13 protein-coding genes are annotated in these 16,771 nt (G+C 69.2%); 4 read left to right on the top strand and 9 right to left on the bottom strand.

Features of this window, described 5'->3' with window-relative positions:
* Window positions 1-37: 37 nt before the first annotated feature.
* Complete coding sequence (locus SCNU_RS11400) at window positions 38-994, bottom strand: R2-like ligand-binding oxidase (protein ID WP_040518257.1); 957 nt, start codon at window positions 992-994, stop codon at window positions 38-40.
* A 166-nt stretch (window positions 995-1,160) separates the two neighbouring features.
* On the opposite strand from SCNU_RS11400, the gene SCNU_RS11395 reads away from it, so the two are divergent.
* A complete protein-coding gene (locus SCNU_RS11395) occupies window positions 1,161-1,718 on the top strand; it encodes a dihydrofolate reductase family protein (protein ID WP_040518291.1) in 558 nt (185 codons plus the stop codon).
* Here SCNU_RS11395 and SCNU_RS11390 read toward each other — a convergent pair.
* Genes SCNU_RS11390 through SCNU_RS11380 form a run of 3 tightly spaced genes read right to left on the bottom strand, consistent with a single transcriptional unit; the run spans window position 1,703 to window position 6,563 of the window.
* Window positions 1,703-3,784: an MMPL family transporter gene (locus SCNU_RS11390; protein WP_009679521.1), complete on the bottom strand. Its 2,082-nt coding sequence runs from the start codon at window positions 3,782-3,784 to the stop codon at window positions 1,703-1,705. The two genes, SCNU_RS11395 and SCNU_RS11390, sit on opposite strands and share 16 nt — an antisense overlap.
* Window positions 3,785-3,835: 51 nt before the next feature.
* Complete coding sequence (locus tag SCNU_RS11385) at window positions 3,836-5,818, bottom strand: M13 family metallopeptidase (protein WP_009679520.1); 1,983 nt, start codon at window positions 5,816-5,818, stop codon at window positions 3,836-3,838.
* Window positions 5,819-5,837: 19 nt separating this feature from the next.
* Window positions 5,838-6,563, bottom strand: coding sequence for a pirin family protein (locus tag SCNU_RS11380; protein ID WP_009679519.1), 726 nt, complete (start codon window positions 6,561-6,563; stop codon window positions 5,838-5,840).
* A 130-nt stretch (window positions 6,564-6,693) separates the two neighbouring features.
* On the opposite strand from SCNU_RS11380, the gene SCNU_RS11375 reads away from it, so the two are divergent.
* Entirely contained in the window at window positions 6,694-8,322 is a 1,629-nt protein-coding gene (locus SCNU_RS11375) for an NTF2-like N-terminal transpeptidase domain-containing protein (RefSeq protein WP_009679518.1), read from the top strand.
* Here SCNU_RS11375 and SCNU_RS11370 read toward each other — a convergent pair.
* From SCNU_RS11370 to trmB, 5 genes are all read right to left on the bottom strand, one after another.
* Window positions 8,309-8,722 (bottom strand): DUF3054 domain-containing protein, encoded by a 414-nt coding sequence (locus tag SCNU_RS11370; RefSeq protein WP_009679517.1) that lies wholly within the window; start codon window positions 8,720-8,722, stop codon window positions 8,309-8,311. The genes SCNU_RS11375 and SCNU_RS11370 overlap by 14 nt on opposite strands.
* A 29-nt stretch (window positions 8,723-8,751) precedes the next feature.
* Window positions 8,752-9,939 (bottom strand): lysylphosphatidylglycerol synthase transmembrane domain-containing protein, encoded by a 1,188-nt coding sequence (locus SCNU_RS11365; protein WP_009679516.1) that lies wholly within the window; start codon window positions 9,937-9,939, stop codon window positions 8,752-8,754.
* A 33-nt stretch (window positions 9,940-9,972) separates the two neighbouring features.
* Complete coding sequence (locus tag SCNU_RS11360; RefSeq protein ID WP_009679515.1) at window positions 9,973-13,122, bottom strand: MMPL family transporter; 3,150 nt, start codon at window positions 13,120-13,122, stop codon at window positions 9,973-9,975.
* A 95-nt stretch (window positions 13,123-13,217) separates the two neighbouring features.
* Window positions 13,218-13,871 carry an NYN domain-containing protein gene (locus SCNU_RS11355; RefSeq protein ID WP_009679514.1) on the bottom strand — a complete coding sequence of 218 codons (654 nt, stop codon included), beginning with the start codon at window positions 13,869-13,871 and terminating at the stop codon, window positions 13,218-13,220.
* Entirely contained in the window at window positions 13,868-14,674 is an 807-nt protein-coding gene (gene trmB, locus SCNU_RS11350) for a tRNA (guanosine(46)-N7)-methyltransferase TrmB (protein ID WP_420795021.1), read from the bottom strand. Before trmB ends, SCNU_RS11355 begins: the two co-directional genes overlap by 4 nt.
* A gap of 130 nt (window positions 14,675-14,804) precedes the next feature.
* Here trmB and SCNU_RS11345 point away from each other — a divergent pair, with 130 nt between their 5' ends.
* Both SCNU_RS11345 and SCNU_RS11340 read left to right on the top strand, forming a co-directional pair.
* Window positions 14,805-15,566 carry a hypothetical protein gene (locus tag SCNU_RS11345; RefSeq protein WP_009679512.1) on the top strand — a complete coding sequence of 254 codons (762 nt, stop codon included), beginning with the start codon at window positions 14,805-14,807 and terminating at the stop codon, window positions 15,564-15,566.
* A gap of 2 nt (window positions 15,567-15,568) precedes the next feature.
* Window positions 15,569-16,675 (top strand): hypothetical protein, encoded by a 1,107-nt coding sequence (locus SCNU_RS11340; protein ID WP_238526433.1) that lies wholly within the window; start codon window positions 15,569-15,571, stop codon window positions 16,673-16,675.
* Window positions 16,676-16,771: the final 96 nt, after the last annotated feature.

Below are 16,771 nucleotides of genomic sequence, written 5' to 3'. Positions count from 1 at the left end.
CGGGGTCGATTGCTCGACACTTCTCTCGTCTGGTCGATCAGTTGCCGAGCGACGCCTCGTCCTCCGCGTTGAAGTGCTCCTCCAAGGTCACGGGGCTGTAGTCGACGTCGATCTCCTCGACCGGGCGACCGCGCGCGGATTCGATCGCGTGCAGTCTCCGCTGCGCGCGATCGGCGGCATACGTCAGGAAGACGTCGTTGTCGATGCCGAACGGCGCCTCGTCGAACTGCCCGTCGACCCACTTGATCATCCCCATCGCCAGGGGGACCAGCTCGCCGAAACGGTCGGTGACCACCTGCCACAGGGAGTCGTCGGCGGCGACGTGTCGGCGGCAGGTGAACGTCCCCCACGCCATGTGCCGGGTCTCGTCCTCGGCGATGCTGCCGATCAACTGCTGCATCCCCGGCAGGATCTCCGACTCGACGCAGATCCGGCGCCACGCGTAGTACCCGGTGAGCGCGAGGCTGCCCTCGATCACGTGGTTGTAGGTGACGCTTGCGCGGACCTGGTTCACCGGCGACGGGTCGGTGTTCAGGATGCGCAGCGCCTGCGGCAGCTGCTCGTAGAACAGCTCGCGATAGAAGGGGTTCTCGGCGACGTAGGGGTGGAGGTCCTCGGTGAGGCCCACCGCGTCCATCCACAGGCGGAACCCCTGCGCGTGTTTGGCCTCGTCGAGGCAGAACTGCGCCAGGTACATCTCGTCGCCGAACCTGTCCTCGGCGGACATCGCGTTCATGAACGGGCGGATGTCCTCGGTGACCGCCTCCTCACCCGCGACGAACTGCGAGACCAGGTAGGTGGCGCTCCGGCGCTGATCGTCGGTCAGGCCGGCCCAGTCGAGAGCGTCCTGCGAGAAGTCGATCGAGGCCGGGTCCCAGGTCTTCGCGTTGCCCTTGGTGAACAGTCGGAGCGGGAACGACTGCCAGTTCATCCCGCCCGCCCGGAGCGAGGTGAATCCTTGGCGCGCGGCCGATTCTGAAGATGTCGCAGTCACGATGAATCACTTCCGAAGTCGATCCGATGGATAGTCGTGACGCTAGTTCGTTGCGGTGCGGTCGGAAGGGGATTGGCGCGACTGCGCGGGCTCGACGTCGGTCGAGGGCGCCGATAGCGTGAAGGACGCAGGCATCTCGACGACCTCACCGCAGATCGGACACATCATGGGAACACTGACCTACACGGCGACCGTCTCGCTCGACGGCTACGTCGCCGACGCGAGCGGCGACTTCCAGTGGTCGGCGCCGGGCGACGAGGTGTTCGCCTTCCACGTCGAACGCATGGGGCCGGTGTCGACGGAGATCCTCGGCCGCAACACGTACCTCCTGATGACGTACTGGGAGAACGAGCCGGCCGACGGTTCGTGGAGTTCGGAGGAGCGTGAGTTCGCCCGGCGCTGGCAGGCGATCGAGCGGGTGGTCGTGTCGTCGACGCTGATCGACGACGACCTCGGGTCGGGGACCCGGCTGATTCCGCACCTGAGCATTTCGGAGCTGGCGGGCATCGTCCGGGACGCCTCGGGCGAGGTGGAGATCTTCGGTCCCACGACCGCCGCCGCGGCGATCCGCGCGGGGATGGTGGACGACTACCGCTTCTTCGTGGTGCCGAAGATCGTCGGCGGCGGGTTGCGCGCGCTGCCCGACGACGCTCGGCTCGACCTCCGGCTCGTCGAACACCGGACCTTCGGCGACACCGCGTATCTGCACTACCGGGCGGGCTGATCGGCCGACGGACCGCCGGGCGACGACGCGTCCGGCCGCCCAGGCCACCAGATGCGCGGCCCGACGTCCAGAGTCAGCGCGGGCACCAGCAACGACCGCACGACCAGCGTGTCGACCAGGACGCCGAACGCGACGAGGAACGCGACCTGCGCGAGGAACAGCAGCGGGATCACCGCCAGCGCGCTGAACGTCGCGGCGAGCACCAGACCAGCGGCGCTGATGACGCCGCCCGTGCTCGTCAGTGCGCGGAGCATGCCGTCGCGTGTGCCGTGCCGCTGAGCCTCCTCGCGTGCTCGGGTCATCAGGAAGATGTTGTAGTCGATCCCCAGCGCGACCAGGAAGACGAAGGCGAACAGCGGCACCACCGGATCGGCGCCCGGGAAGCCGAACGGGCCGTTGAACAGGAGAGCGGCCACTCCGAGCGCGGTCCCGAACGACAGCACCGTGGTCGCCAACAGCATCAACGGGGCGAGCAGGCTGCGCAGTAGGACGATCAACACGGCCAGGACGACGAGCAGCACCACCGGGATGATCAGATTGCGATCGTGGCGGGCGCTGATCCGGGTGTCGAGGTCGACGGCCGTGCCACCGCCGACCAGTGCGTCGGCGCCCGGCACCGCATGCGCCGTCGAACGGATGTCGACGATCGTGTCCTGGGCGGCCAGCGAGTCCGGATCGTCGGACAGTGTCACCTGAACGGCCCGACGGCCGTCGTGCGTCACCGGTCCTCGGTCGTCGGCGAGGACCTCGGCGGCGGCGACGCCGTCGACCGCTCGTATCTGGTCGGCCACGGTCGTCGCCGAGTCCTGGTTCACGGTCACCCAGGTCGGCGTCCCGGAGCCCGCGTCGAAGTGCCGTGCGTGCATCTCCGACCCCGTCACCGAGGCCGCCTCACCGAGGAAGAAGTCGTCGGTCGAGACGCCGTCGGACCGGAAGGCGGGGGCGAACGCCGCACCGATCACCAGCACCACCAGCGTTCCCGCCCACACCCGGCGCGGCGACCGCGCGACGAACGCGGCCACCCGCTGCCAGATGCGGTGAGCAGAACCGCCCTCGGTGTCCGGGACTCGGGGCCAGAACGCCGACCGGCCGATGAGCGCGAGCATCGCGGGCAGGAAAGTGATCGACGCCAGGAACGACGCGGCGATGCCCAGCGCCGCGATCGGGCCGAGGCTCCGGTTCGAGTTCAGGTCCGACAACAGCAGGCACAGCACACCAAGGATCACGGTCGCGGCCGAAGCGGTGATCGGCGGGATCGTCGCGCGCCACGCCGTCCGCAGCGCGTCGCGGGCATCGGGCTCGTCGGCGAGCGCCTCCCGGTAGCGCGCGACCAGCAGCAGCGCGTAGTCGGTCGCCGCGCCGAAGACCAGGATGAACAGGATGCCCTGGCTCTGACCGTTGAGCTCGAGGACGCCGGCCTTCGCGAGACCGTAGACCACTCCGGAGGCGAGGGCGAGCGCGAAGATCGCCGAGAGCAGGACGACGAACGGCAGGATCGGCGAGCGGTACACGACGATCAGAATCAGCAGCACCACCGCGCCCGCGACCAACAGCAGGATGCCGTCGATCCCCGCGAAGGCGTTCGAGAGGTCGGCGGCCTGTGCCGCAGGCCCGGTGATCGCCACGCTGACCCCGGGCGGCGGATTCGCGAGTGCATCCGTGAGCTCGGCGATCTGGTCCTTCGGTTTCGCCTCGGTCGACACCGGAACGAACAGCTGGACCGCCTCGCCGTCGGCGGACGGAAGGGCGGGCGAGAACTGCCCGCCGAAGCCCTCGGTCCCCGCCAGCGGTGCGACGGCGCCGACCACGAAGTCGCGGTCGGCGTCCGTCATCGGGGTGCTCTTCTCGGCGACGACGATCGCGGGGAAGTACCCGGTGTCGGTGAACGCGGGCAACTCCTCGGCGACGCGTGTCGACTCCGCGGACTGCGGAAGGAAGGCGCTCGCGTCGTCGGTCGTGACCGTCGACAGCTTGCCGGACAACGGCCCGGTGAGCCCGCCGATGACGAGCCAGATCAGGACGATTGCGGCGGGCAGGACGACGCGGACGATTCGCCGAGGGGCCATGCCATCGTGTCTACACGATCGGTCCGGTATCGCGCCTCCGGCGAGTCCGCGTCACCAGATCCGGACTCGTTCCTCCTCGGCCAGGTAGAGGGCGTCACCGGGGGCGACGTCGAAGGCCTCGTAGAACGCGTCCACGTTTCGGACCACTCCGTTGCAGCGGAACTCGGGCGGCGAGTGCGGGTCGATCGACAGGCGACGGATCGCCTCCTCGTCGCGCGTCTTGGTCCGCCAGATCTGCGCCCAGTTGAAGAAGACGCGCTGAATGCCGGTGAGGTCGTCGATGATCGGCGCGTCGACTCCCGACTTCTCGAGCGCGACGCCGTACGCGACCAGCGCGATCGACAGCCCGCCGAGATCGCCGATGTTCTCGCCAAGGGTGAACTCACCGTTGACCTTGTACTTCTCGTCCAGACCCTCGGGCGTGAACTCGCTGTACTGCGCGGCCAGCGCGGACGTCCGCTTGCCGAACTCCGTGCGGTCGTCGTCGGTCCACCAGTCGACGAGATTGCCGTCGCCGTCGTACTTGGCGCCCTGGTCGTCGAAGCCGTGACCGATCTCGTGGCCGATCACCGCGCCGATGCCGCCGTAGTTGGCCGCATCGTCGGCGTCGGGATCGAAGAACGGCGGCTGCAGGATGGCCGCCGGGAACACGATCTCGTTCATGCCCGGGTTGTAGTAGGCGTTGACCGTCTGCGGGGTCATGAACCACTCGTCGCGGTCGACGGGTCCGCCGATCTTGCGGAGCTCGCGAGCGTTCTCGAATACCGCCGCGCGCCGCGAGTTGCCGATGAGATCGCCCCGATCGACCTCGAGTGTCGAGTAGTCGATCCAGGAGGCCGGGTAGCCGATCTTGGGGGTGAACTTGTCGAGCTTGGCGAGCGCCTTGGCGCGCGTCGCGGGCGTCATCCACGGCAGGTCGCTGATGTTGCGGCGGTAGGCCTCGACGAGGTTCGCGATCAACTCGTCCATCCGGGCCTTGGCCTCCGGCGGGAAATGCCGCTCCACGTACACCTCGCCGACGGCGAACCCGGCCGCCTGCTCGACGAATCCGACGCCGCGCTTCCAGCGGTCCCGGATCACTTCTGCGCCGGTGAGAGTCTTGCCGTAGAAGGCGAAATTCTCATCGACGAACGCGCTGGACAGATACGGCGCGACGGTGCGCAGCAACCGCCACGTGAGCCAGCTCTTCCACGACTCCAGCGGCGCGGACTCGACGAGCGCCGCGGCGCCTTCGATGAACGACGGCTGTCCGACGATCACCTCGCCGAACGTCTCGCCCGCGTCGAGGCCGCCCAGCCAGCTGGGTACGTCGAATCCGGCTGCGAGGTCGGTGAACTCGGCGAGAGTCCGGAGGTTGTACGAGGCCTCGGCGTCGCGGCGTCGGACCACGTCCCAGTGGTGCGCGGCGATCGCGGTCTCGAGGTCGAAGATCGCCGCGGCCTGCTCGGTGGCGTCGGCCGCGCCGGCCAGGGCCAGCATCGCCGCTACGTGCGTGCGGTACGCCTCCCGCGTGGCCGCGTGGTTCTCCTCGCGGTAGTACGACTCGTCGGGCAGACCCAGCCCGCTCTGCGTGAGGTGGACCAGGTAGCGGTCGGACTGACGCGCGTCGGTGTCGACGTAGAAGCCGAACAGGCCGCCGACGCCCTCGCGCTGCATCCGTCCCAGCAGCGCCGCCAGTTCGCCGGTGTCGGCGATCGCGGCGATCTCCCGCAACCGGTCGGCGATCGGCTCGATGCCGAGTTCCTCGACGCGGTCGGTGTCCATGAACGACGCGTACAGATCGCCGATCTTGGCGGCCGGGGTCCCCGGCTCGGGCGCACCGTCGGCGCATTCCTCGACGATGGTCCGGACGTCGGCTTCGGCGTTGTCGCGCAACACGTGGAAGGCGCCGTCGATGCTGCGGTCGTCGGGGATCTCATGGCTCACCAGCCACTTCCCGTTGACGTGCGTGAAAAGGTCGTCTGCGGCGCGTACGGAGTTCTCGACCCACTCGAGGTCGAGCCCGGAGGTCTGCTCGATAGTCACGCTCTCCATAGTGACATCGGCGCCGCGATTATTCCCCGAGGCGGGTGTCCATGGACCACACCAGCACCTCGGCGTCAGTGATCGCCCGGACCGTGGAGCCGCCGAAGTCGTCGGCGCGCAGGGCGTCCGACCCGCCGAGCCGCTCGCCGTCGACCTCGATTTCTCCGCCGGTGACGAACAGGTGGGTGAAACGCGACGTCGGCACGACGATCTGCTGCCCCGGCGCGAGTCTGGCGGCCGACAGCGTCGCGCCGCGATTGGCGATGCGGATCGCCGAATCGTGACGCGGTGAACCCGACGCGACGGCGACCAGGCGCCCCGGCTGGAGTTCGCCTGCGATGTCGAGCTGCTCGTAGCCGGGATCGATCCCGTACTCGTCCGGCATCACCCACATCTGGATCAGGTGTACGGGCCGGTCGCCGGACTCGGCGTCGTCGTTGCGTTCGGAGTGCCGGATGCCGGTGCCCGCGCTCATGCGCTGGGCCAGCCCCGGATAGATCACGCCGCTGTGCCCCTCGGAGTCCTGGTGCACCAGCGAACCGGACAGCACCCAGGTGATGATCTCGGTGTCCGCGTGCGGGTGGGTGTCGAAGCCCTGCCCGGGCCGGATCACGTCCTCGTTCTGGACCAGCAGCACGCCGTGGTGAGTGTTCGCCGGGTCGTAATTGTCGCCGAACGAGAACGAATGGGCGGACTCGAGCCAGTCGGTCGTCGTGCGGGCGCGCTCGGCCGAGCGGAGGATGGACCTGGTCATAGAGTCCATTGTCCTCGGTCGGCCGGAACGGATGCCCCGAGCGTCGCGTTGTGCGATTGTGACCACATAGTTCCCGGAATGCGAGCATGTGGCCAGAGAAACGGATGGGAATGAAGTGATAATTGAGACTATGGTTTCGCGGACTGGAAGAGCGCTGCTCGCCGTCATCACTGCGCTGGCCATGGTTCTCGCCATGGCATCCTGCTCCTCAGGAGACGATTCCGACGCCTCGCGGGCCGTCAAGGACTTCGCGGACGCGGTCAGCCGTCAGGACACGCAGGCCGCCGCCGATCTCACGACGTCGCCGAGTCAGGCCGCGGAATCGCTGGGTGTCACCTTCGCAGGCATGCACCCGAAGGACGTCTCGGTCGACACCGGCAGGCTGGTCGAGTACAGCGACGGCAGCGCCTCCTTCACCCTCAAGACCACGTGGAAATGGGCCGGCGACCGGACCTTCGAGACCAAGACCTCCGGTTCGGCCCGTCAGCTGTCGTCGGGATGGAAGGTGCAGTGGGATCCGGGCCTGCTGTACACCGGGCTCACCGCCGACGGTCGACTCCAGGAGATCCGGACCGATGCCACCCCCGCGCCGACCGTCCGGACCGCCGCGGGCAAGCCGCTCATGCAGATGGAACCGGTCAACGAGATCACCATCGATCCGGCGGCGACGAAGGACCTCGAGAAGTCGGTGCGCGCGCTCGTCGCGGCCGTCGCGCCCGTCGCACCGATGGTGACCGCCAAGGCGATCAACGACAAGCTGGTCGCGTCGCAGGGACAGCCGGTCGTCGCGGTGACCCTCCGCGACGCCGACATGCAGCAGCTCGACTCCGATCCGTCGCGCATCGCCGGGGTGAATGTCAACAAGTCGGGCATGCTCGTGATGAGCGACCGACGGTTGTCGACCCCGCTGAGCTCGGGGCTCACCAACTACTGGAACGCCATCCGGGATGCCACCGCGGGCTGGCAGGTCCAGCTCGTCGCGCCGGGAGCGCCGCCGCAGCAGCTCGCCGGCCACCAGGGCGGTGCCGGGCCCGATGTGCAGACCACGGTGGACCCCAATGAGCAGCTCACCCTCGGCGACGCCGTGGTCGAGGTGGCGCAGCCCGCGACGATGATGACGGTCGACGCCTCGACGGGGGCGATCCGGGCGATGGCGCAGAACGACGCGGCCGCGGCGCGGAACATCGAGGCGGGCGTCGCGTATCCGGTCGGCACCACCCTGAACCCGGTGTTCGACGCGGTCGACGCGGCGGGCAAGGGCAGCGACCAGAAGAGCGCCGAGCCGGTGCTCCACTCGCTGGGCCTCGGCCTGACGTTCACCGTGCCGGGTATGAGCCTGCCGAGCGGGACGACGCCCAAGGTCTCGTCCGCCGCGTACCACCCGACCGACTACACGGCGTCGATGCTGAACATGGCGGCGCTGGGCGTGGCGCTGGAACGGTCCGGCGACAACGATCCGGCGCAGCCGTACGTGATCAAGGGGTCGAAGACCAAGGTCACCGGTGGCGAGATGGGCAAGCTCGACGACGCCGTCGTCCGGCAGATCCGCGCAAGCATGGAGACGACCGCGAAGACCGGCGACGCCAGCGACCTGACGAAGGCGCCCGGACTGCGCGCGCTGGTCGGCACCAACGGACCTCAGGGGCCGGGCTGGTTCGTCGGCTCACAGGGCGGCGAAGTGATCGTGATCTACTGCGAGGGCGAGAAGTCCGGAACCGCGGCGCTGCAGGTCGCGCAGAAGTACTTCACGACGCGCTGATCCGGCGGCGACCCACCGCGGCAGCGACGGCTCGCCAACCGAGCAGCAGTACCGCGGTGGCGATCGAGGCGACGATGCAGAACGAGAGCGCCGTGCCCTGTCCGGACACCACGCGCAAGACCATGCCGACCACGACCGTCGAGACCCACACGATCACCCCGGCGGGCCAGAGCGCCGCGGGAGTGAAGCTGCGACCCCGGCGCAGCGCGGCGGTCGCCGCCCAGCCGACGATCGCGCCGCACAGGAACGGCCAGAGCGTGGTCACGAATCCGGTCAGCGAACCCGCCTCATCATGGCTGCTGCGGCCGATCGCGACGAAGACGCAGAGGGCTACGACATCGGCGACGGCGGGGAGCGCGAGGCGTCGTTGAGCGGACGCGACCGGGGCGAGGGTACTCATGACCTCCACGGTAGTCAGCGGAGCTCGGTTCAGCGCCCGCCTGTGTCCGGCGTCTCGCCAGGGCCGGGGCCGGGTCCGCGGCGGTCGGGTCCGGGCCCGAGGCGGCGCGGGTCGATCGCGGGATTCTTCTGGGTGGTGTCCTCGGCGATCTCCTCGTCCAGGCTCTTCCGGGATTTGAAGGCGCCGCGGTACCGGATCGCGATGACCGCCCAGCCGACGATCGAGACGAGCACGTAGCTCACGATCCGGTAGATCACCACCGCGGTGATCGCGTCGGCGGTCGGCATGCCCGCCGACACCAGTGCCGCGACCAGCACGCCGTCGACGACGCCGAGACCGGCGGGCAGCAGCGGGACTGCGGTGCCGACGGCCTTGCCCGCCGCGTAGGCCACCATCAGGCCGGAGATGGACGGGTGCGCGTCGACGGCATAGCAGGCCGCCGCCAGACAGACGACGTCCGCGACCCAGTTGAAGAGGCTCCAGCCGAACGCCTCGATGGCGTTCCGGCGGTCCAGCTTGACCGCCTGCAGCTGGGTGATGATCTGGTGCAGCTTGTCGGTCCCGTATTCGGCGGGGCGATCGCGCAGCCGGTTGAACCAGCCCAGGATCCGCGCGGCGATGGTCTCCAGCACCTGCGGATGACTGGCCATGTACTGCACGATCGCCACGAAGACGACGAACGCGGAGACGCTGAAGATCACTGAGAACGGGCTGGTCTTGGCGCCGGCGAGCAGGGCGCCGCCGAGACCGAGAAGTGCCAGACCGGCACCGGCGAGGAGACCGGACATCACCAGCTGCCATGAGGCGACGACCGGGGTCGCCCCCCACCGGCGACTCTCCCGGTAGATGAAGGCGGGGGCGAGCACCTGTCCGCCCGGCATGGTCTGGGAGACCGAGTTCGAGGCCAGGATCACCGCGAGCGACTCGCGTTGTCGGACCCGGACACCGGCCGAGCGCATCAGCACGCGCTGGACCTGCGCGTAGCTGTCCATCGACAGCATCGCGGCCACGATCGACAGCAGCACCCACTGCCAGCGGAGGTCGCCGATCCGGGCCCACGCCTGGGCGAGTTGCGGCCAGATGATCACGCCTTCGACCGTCAGGATCGTGATCACCACGACGATCAGGATCCAGCGGAGCCGACGACGCCACTTGGTCTGTGACGCACTGTTCCGCGGCTGATCCGCGGCGACGTGGTCGGCGTCGTCGTTGGGCATGCGTTCCAGCCTAACCGCCGGGTTTCGCGCTACCTATTCCTCGTCCGACTGCTGGGAGCGGCTCCGTCGAAGCAGATCCTGCACGCTGATCTGATTCCCGGAGTCGCCGCGATCCGGTCGAAGTTCGCGCGCGGGTGCCGGCGACTCGGCGTCGGCCTGCGGCTCGGCGGACTGCGGGGCCGGCCGAGCCGGTGGCGTGGGCGCAGGCTTCGGGACCGGCTTCGGCTGAGGCGCCGGAGCCTGCGCCGCAGGTGCCGGAGTCTGCGCCTGCGGCTGGACCGGTCGCGGCGCCGGTGCGGTCCGCTGCGGTCGTGCCGGTGGCTGCGGCGCCGGCTGATCCGGCACCACCTGACGAGGCGGGACGCGGCGCGGCGGCACCGGCGGTGCACCGATCGGCCGTCGCCCGGTGCTCGGAGCCGGACCTCCTGGTGCGGGCGCCAGGCCGTCGGCGGGTGATCGTCCGACCACGGGCAGCGAGCCGCTGGTAGCCGGGCTCACCGGACCCCGCGACGGGCCCGGTCGGCCGACCGTCGCCTGCGGCTGCGGCTGCGGTCGAGGCCGCTGGTCGGGACTGGTCTGGCGCACACCGCCGAGGCCGAGCTTCCACGAGCCGGTGTCCGGGCCGGAGTCCCGACGGTCGGGGCGCTTGGCCGGTGCGGACGCGGTCTTGTCGTCGACCAACTCGTCGAGCGTGCTGTCCGCGGTCGGCTGCGGACCGCTGTCGGCGCCGGTCCGGTGGGCGTCCTGGCGGGACAGGGTGCGCCGTCGGCCGGTCGGCTCCGCGCGTCCGGCGACCTGACGGGGAGCCGTCCGCTCGGGAACCCGCATGGCGGTGGTCGGGGCCTCGGCTGCGGCGACCACGCCGCCGGAGGTGCCCGCGGCCACTGCCTCGAAGTAGTCGGGACGCTTCTGGCTCGGGTCGTCCTCGAGGATCGCTTCGCCGAGACCGATCTTCTGCTGCAGACGCTGCATCCAGCGCGGCGACCACCAGCAGTCGTCGCCGAGGAGCTTCATGATCGAGGGAACCAGCAGCATGCGGATCACCGTGGCGTCGAGGATCAGCGCCGCGATCATGCCGTAGGCGATGTACTTCATCATCACGATGTCCGACAGACCGAACGCGCCGGTCACGACCACCAGGATCGCGGCGGCCGCGGTGATGATGCGGCCGGTGTGGGCGGTGCCCGTCCGGATCGCCTCGGTGGTCGACGCACCCTGCTGTCTGGCCTCGACCATCCGGGAGAGCAGGAATATCTCGTAGTCCGTCGAGAGCCCGTAGATGATCGCGATGATCAGCACCAGGACCGGAGCGAACAGCGGGCCGGGCGTGAAGTTCGCGATCGACGAGCCGTGGCCGTCGATGAAGATCCACGTCAGGATGCCGAGTGTCGCGCCGAGGCCCAGCGCGGTCATCAGCGCGGCCTTGATCGGCAGGATCACCGAACCGAAGGCCAGGAACATCAGCAGACCGGTGACCAGGACCAGCAGGATCGCCATCCACGGCAGCAGCTTGATCAGCGAGTCGATGGAGTCCTGGGTCAGTGTCGGCGTGCCCGCGACGTAAACGGTCATGCCCTGGTCGTCGATCTCACGGAGTTTCTTGATCGCCTCGGGCGCGGTGTTGCGATCCACCAGGCCCGCGGACATCTGCGTGACGCCCAGGCCGGTCTCCTCGTCGCCGTAGATGCCCTCGAGGGCGCCGCCGTCGGCGGTCGGCGAGAACTGCTTGGTGAAGCCGGGGATCTGGTTGGCCTCGTCGGCGATCCGCTGGATCTTGCCCGCCGCGTCCTCGGTGTTCTGGTCGTAGGTCACGATCAGCTTGAGATCTTCGGTGCGCTCGGTCGGGAAGTACTTGTCGAAGTCCTCCTGCGCGATCCGGTTCGCGTTGTCCGGCGGCAGGTAGGCCTCCGTCATGCCGCCGAACTGGATGTTGCCGAACGGGATGATCAGCGCCAGGAGCAGCAGCACGGTGGGCACCGCGGTCTTGACCGGGTTCTGCATCACCCATCCGGCGAGACGGCCCCAGAAGCCCTCTTCGACCTCTTCGCGCGTCTTGCTGCGGTTCAGGAACGGCAGGCTCAGGGCGTCGATCCGAGTGCCCAGGATCGCCAGGATCGCGGGCAGCACCGTGATCGACAGCACCGCGGCGAGGCCGACCGAGGCGATGGCGCCGTAGGCGACGGACTTCAGGAACGCCTGCGGGAACATCAGCAGGCAGGCGAGCGCGGCGACGATGATGGTCGCCGAGAAGACGACCGTCTGGCCGGCGGTCATCACGGTTCTTCGGACCGCGGCCTTGACCGTGTACCCCTCGGCCAGCTCTTCTCTGAATCTGCTGACGATGAACAGGCCGTAGTCGATCGCGATGCCCAGACCGATCAGCGTGACGACCGATTGGGCGAAGATGTTCAGCTCGGTGATCTGCGCCAGGATCTTCATGATGCCGAGCGAGCCGGCGATGGTGATGCCGCCGATGAACACCGGCAGTACCGCGGCCACCACCCCGCCGAAGACGAACAGCAGCATGAGAGCGACAACGGGGAGTGCGATCACCTCGGCGCGCGAGATGTCGTCCTCCATGCCCTTGCTCATGGCGGCGGCTATCGGTTGCAGACCCGCCAGCTGGAACTGCGTTCCCGGCAGGTCGTATCTCTCCGCGAGCCCGTCGAAGAACGGTTCGATCGTCTTGTAGTTGTTCAGGATCGTGGTGTCGTCGTCACCCGCGACACCGATGGAGATGAACGCGTGTTTTCGGTCCGGCGTCCACATCCGGGACTGCTTCATCTCGGCGGCGGTCTGACCGGCGCCGGCGTCGGCGGGCTCGAAGGGGTCGATGAGGCCGGCGTGCCCGTCGGAACTGTCCCGGCTGACGATGTCGGGGTACTGCTTGACCAGGTTGTTGACGATGTTCTCGATCTTGGCGCCGAATGCCGGATCGTCGACCTTGGTGCCCTCGGGGGGCGTTATCAACAGGATCACATCGGACTTGTGATCGCGCCCGAGCGCGGTATCGGCGATCACCGAGCCGACGGCGGACTCCGAGTGCGGATCGAACCACCCGCTCTGGGACAGGTACTGCGACAGGTTGATGCCGTACAGTCCCAGACCGCCCATCAGTGCGACGAGGACGGCGATGACGGTGTAGCGCATTCGGTAGACGAATGAGCCGATGGATCCGAACACGCCGGTGTCCTTCCTACTTGCGGGTACCCGAAAGTGCGATTGTCGCAGCCTTAACTGAGAAAACGTGCGTTCCGTTTCAGGTTGTGCGGACCTGTCTACTTGAGCAGAGCGCTGAGCGGGCGGAACGGCGTGAGCCAGGCGCCGTCGTCCGGCAGCGAGTCGAGGCTGATACGCGGCAGCGGTTCACGGAACACGCCGGGGATCTCCTCGAGGTCGATGAACTCGATCTCATCGCAGGTCAGCGCCCAGCTCGCGTGTTCGCGGAAGCCGATGACGGTGACCGGAACCCCCTCGGCGGCGAGTTCGAGCAGCGGCTCGCGGAAGGCCTGCCCATCGGCTGAGGCGACGATCACCCCGGCGAGTCCGGGTGTGTGACGTCGCACCTGGATGTGATCGAGCATGTCGGCGTCGACGTCGCTGTCCTCGGTCAGCTTCGGCTTCGCGAAGACCGCGTAGCCCACATTCCGCAGCGCCTCGACCCAGGGCCGCACCACGTCGGCGCTGCCCGGGACGATGTTCGTGAAGACCGTGGCCTCGGGCTCGACCTCGGCGTGGAGCGTCGCGCCGAGAGCGGCGTTGCGTTTGAGGATCCACCGGCCGAGAGCGTCGAAGCGCGGCCGATGGGCGGCGGTCGGCCGTCCGCCGAGGATGCCGCCGAGGCCCATGTCCATGTTGGGGGCATCCCAGACCAGGAGCAGTCGACGGGTGGTGCCCTCGCCGGAGATCGACTCGGCGAACTCGGGGGTCATTCGTTGTCCTCACTCGTCTCGCCGCGGGCCGGCTTGGGATGGGGCTTGACGTACACGAACTCGTTGACCTCGCGTCCCTCCTCCTGCGCGCGACCCTCGAACTTCGTGGTCGGGCGGTCGAGCAGAATCGGTGAGTCGAAGGTCAGCGGAACCACATGCGGTCGGTCCGGTCGCTGGGTCGCCAGCAGTTCGGCGATCCACAGGGCGTAGTCGGCGTGGTCGGTCGCGATGTGCAGCACTCCGCCGGGCTTCAGCCGATCGGCGATCAGCTCGATGGTTCCCGACTGCAGGAAGCGGCGCTTGTGATGACGCGACTTCGGCCACGGGTCCGGGAAGAACACGCGCACCCCGGTCAGCGAGTCGGTCTCGACGAGCTCGGACAGGACGACGGTCGCGTCCCCGCGGATCATTCGCACGTTGTTCACGCCCGCACGGTCCACGAGGCCCACCAGCTGGGCGAGTCCGGGCTGATACACCTCGACGGCCACGACGTTCGCATCCGGCTCGGCCTCGGCCATCGCGGCGGTCGAGATGCCGGTGCCGCTGCCGACCTCGATGATCAGCGGTGCGTCGCGGCCGAACCACTCGGCGGGCGCCAGCGGCGGCTCGTCCGCGCGGTCGGGACCGGTGCGCAGATCGCGTCCCAGCTGCGGCCACAGGCTCTCCCAGTTGCGCTGCTGCCCGGTGGTCAGCGTTCCGCGACGGAACCGGAAACTGGTCACCCTCGGGTAGAGGCGGGAGCGGTCGGTGTCGGGCGCCGATCCATCGGCGGCGTCGGTGTTCACACGTCCATGGTGTCCTATTTTCCGTGCTCCCTCACAACGGACACCCCGAAACAGCCACATCGCGGGTCCGATTTCGGCGACCGCAGAACATTGTCGGACCTGCGGGGTAGGTTCAGTTCACACAAACACCTTGGGGGAGGTGGACGGGGTGGATCAACTGCTGCGAGCCGCGAAACCGGCCGATTCGACACTGCTGGTCATCGATGTCACGGGCTGCCCGGGCGCCGGAAGCTCGACGTTGGCGGCGGCGCTCGCTGCCCGATTCGGCGTCGTCGCGAGAGTTCCGGGGCGCGAGCCCGACGGCGATCCGCCGGACCTGCTGATAAGGACGATCGGTGCCCAAGTCCGGGAGGCCGATCGGACGGCGATCGGCTCTGTGGACATACCGGTCGTCGTGGTCGCGGGCAAGGCGGACACCCGGCCCGACGCCGCGCGGCTCGCGGACGTGGCGGGCCGGGAGCTGGGCCGTCCGGTGGTCACGGTGTCGGGGCTGCTCGCCGCGGCGCATCTGGATGAGGACGATCTCGGCGTCCTCCGAGCCTGGAGCGCCGCCGGAGTGGCCGTCCCGACCAGCGCCGCCGAATTCGCCGCGCTCGGCGACGAGGGACGGCCGACGTCGGCAGCGGAACAGCAGATCAGGGCCCGATTCATCGCCGGCATCGGACGAGCCGGACTCGTGGCGGCCCTCCGGGTGGTCGGCGAGACCCCGGACCTGTCGGCGGCAGCGGTGACCGCTGCGCTCCGGTCGATGAGTGGGGTGGACGCCCTCGTCGCACCGATCGCGGCGTCGGCGGAGCAGATCGCGCGCGGGCGCCGGGCGCGCAGACTGTCGGGCCTCCGCCTCCACGCGGCCCGCGGCTTCGATCGAGAAGCCGTCGAGAGTCGATTGATTCTGGAGTCGGTCCGGTGACGATGCTGATCGCGGGGATGGCCGGCGCGGATCCGGCCGGGCTGGCGGCGGCGGTTGCGACGGCCGGATGGACCGAACGGGTGGTGGTGGCGACGACGGTCGCCGAGGTCGACGCGGTGTCGGGCGAGGTCGCGGTGGCTGTGCTGGCGATCGATTCGTCCATGCCCGCCGGTGATGAAGAGGACGTGCTGTTGGCCGCGCTCGCCGACGCCGAGGTCCCGACGGCCCTCGCCGCCTGCCGCGTCGACGCCTTCCCCGGATGGCCCAAAGTGCTCGCAGCCAGTCGGGCCCGACTCGACCCGGATCGGCGACTGCCGGTGTTCGCGACGGCGGCCGTGCTCGCGGAGGTCCAGAGTGCGTCGTCGGGGGTGCCTGCCCTCGTGCAGTGGTGTCGGGAGCGGCCGGCGGCCGCGGTCCCGGCGCGTCGGGCGGTCGTGCATCGGGAGGAGCCTCGGTCGGAACCGTTGGCGGCGGTCCGCGCCGATCGACTCGCGGGGATGCGTGCGGGCATCGTCTCGGCGCGGGCCGAAGCCGTCGAAGCGATCCGGGCCGCGGTCACCGAGCTGGGCAGGTCGGTGCCGGAGGCGTGCACGGCTCCGGAGTTCACGACCTGGCTGCCCGCGGTGCTCGACGGACTCGAGCGCCGCGCGGCCGCCTCCTTCGGGCAGCGGCTCGATCAGGTTCGGTCGGCGGCGATCTGCGGACTGTCCCGGAACCCGGCGCCGCAGGCACTGGGGGAGGAGAGTCGCGGTGGACCGGATGTTCCGCATCCGCAGGCCCGCCGCCGGCCGGAGGACGCGATGGTTCTGCTGGTCGGAGCGTCCATGGGGTTCGGGGTCGGGCGCATGGTGATCACTCCGGCGCTGCAGTGGGTCGGCCTGGGGGCGGTCGGAACGGTGCTCGCGCTGCTGGCCGGGATCGCCTTGGCCGGCTGGGTGGTGACCGTCCGCCGCTCGGCGGCCGAACGGGCCCGCCTGGAGCGCTGGGCGGCTGAGTTCATCGCGGCCCGCCGTGGGCGGCTGGAACATCGCATCGCAGCGCGAGCCGGGGCGGCCGAGGCGCAGTTCACCCGGGAGATCTGGAGCCGAACGCGAGTCGCGCACGGATGATGGAACCGATGGACGGCGCGATCGAGGACCCCCGAGATAGTGAAGATGGTCTCATCTCGACTCCGAGTGGGACCGACCACTGGGACGCCTGGACTG

Origin of the sequence: Gordonia neofelifaecis NRRL B-59395, assembly GCF_000192435.1 — a bacterium.
Taxonomy (GTDB): Bacteria; Actinomycetota; Actinomycetes; order Mycobacteriales; family Mycobacteriaceae; genus Gordonia; species Gordonia neofelifaecis.
Note: the sequence above shows the minus strand (reverse complement) of the source record. Positions and strands in the feature narration are given on the sequence as shown.

Coding starts and splice junctions, on each gene's coding strand:
- SCNU_RS11340 (WP_238526433.1), top strand. CDS start 15,569: ATGCTGATCGCGGGGATGGCCGGCGCGGATCCGGCCGGGCTGGCGGCG.
- SCNU_RS11395 (WP_040518291.1), top strand. CDS start 1,161: ATGGGAACACTGACCTACACGGCGACCGTCTCGCTCGACGGCTACGTC.
- SCNU_RS11365 (WP_009679516.1), bottom strand. CDS start 9,939: ATGCCCAACGACGACGCCGACCACGTCGCCGCGGATCAGCCGCGGAAC.
- SCNU_RS11380 (WP_009679519.1), bottom strand. CDS start 6,563: ATGACCAGGTCCATCCTCCGCTCGGCCGAGCGCGCCCGCACGACGACC.
- SCNU_RS11370 (WP_009679517.1), bottom strand. CDS start 8,722: ATGAGTACCCTCGCCCCGGTCGCGTCCGCTCAACGACGCCTCGCGCTC.
- SCNU_RS11375 (WP_009679518.1), top strand. CDS start 6,694: ATGGTTTCGCGGACTGGAAGAGCGCTGCTCGCCGTCATCACTGCGCTG.
- SCNU_RS11385 (WP_009679520.1), bottom strand. CDS start 5,818: ATGGAGAGCGTGACTATCGAGCAGACCTCCGGGCTCGACCTCGAGTGG.
- SCNU_RS11355 (WP_009679514.1), bottom strand. CDS start 13,871: ATGACCCCCGAGTTCGCCGAGTCGATCTCCGGCGAGGGCACCACCCGT.
- SCNU_RS11390 (WP_009679521.1), bottom strand. CDS start 3,784: ATGGCCCCTCGGCGAATCGTCCGCGTCGTCCTGCCCGCCGCAATCGTC.